Here is a 1210-nt window from a genome sequence, read left to right on the forward strand (position 1 = left end):
GTTTACTACAGATGTGCCTTTTCAAGTCAATGCAACGGCTTCTTCTGGATTGCCAGTGAGCTTTTCTATAGTATCAGGACCTGCTAGTGTAAGCGGAAACACAGTGACATTGTCAGGAACTACAGGAACTGTTACCGTTAGAGCTAGTCAAACTGGAAATAGTACTTACAACCCTGCTACTGATGTAGATCAAACATTTGAGGTACTACCCGCGCCTTGCTTGCAACCTCCTAATGGATTAGCAGCTTCTAATATCGCTCCTTCTTCGGCTACAATTAGTTGGAATAATGTTAGCGGCGCAACTTATAATTACCGCTATAGAAAATCAGGAACAACAACATGGACAACGCTTAGTACTTCAAATACCTCTGAAATAGTATCTGGATTAGAGGATTCTACACAATATGATGTTGAAGTTAATAGTGTTTGTCCAGATACCTCTACCTCTGTTTATAGTGCGACCTATAACTTTACAACAGCGGTATTATCTTATTGTACTTCTAACGGAAGCACAGCAAATTCAACAGGTGCTACACGAGTAGTATTTGTAGATATTGACAATTCAGACACCAATAATACAGATAACGCATACGAAGATTTTACGTCCATTAACACCGATGTCATTAAAGGTTCTAACCACTCATTGACTGTAGACGTCGACACAAACGGTAATAAAACAGTTCATGCTTTCGCTTGGATAGATTTTGATAGAGATGGAGCTTTCAATACTACCGATGAACAATTCGACTTAGGCAGTGTAAAAAATGGAACAAGTTTGTCACCAACATCTACTTCAATAACAATTCCTTCCGGTGCAGCAACTGGTACAGCAAGAATGCGTATTTCGGTAAAGTTCAGTGTGGATCCTACAAGCTGTGAAACTGGGTTTAATGGAGAAGTAGAAGACTATTCTATAAATATTTTAGACCCTTGCACGGATTTAGACGGAGATGGTTATACTACATGTGATGGTGATTGTGACGATAGTATTGCAACCGGTTTTTCAATAAATCCAGGAGCACCAGAAATATGTGACGGTATCGATAATAACTGCGATGGTAATATAGATGAAGGGCTAACTTTATACACCTATTATGTGGATGCCGATGGTGATGGTTTTGGATCTACAACTACGGCTATGCTTTGTGCGTCTTCAGCGCCTGCTGGCTATAGTGCTAACAATACCGATTGTAATGATTCCGATGATACC

General features: G+C 39.8%; 1 protein-coding gene. It reads left to right on the top strand.

Annotated features, from left to right (window positions below):
- Nucleotides 1-1210: GEVED domain-containing protein (locus tag AC2D6V_RS15370; protein ID WP_484649962.1), on the top strand; the 1210-nt coding region annotated here is incomplete at both ends.

It is taken from the genome of Algibacter sp. YIN40 (assembly GCF_057219435.1).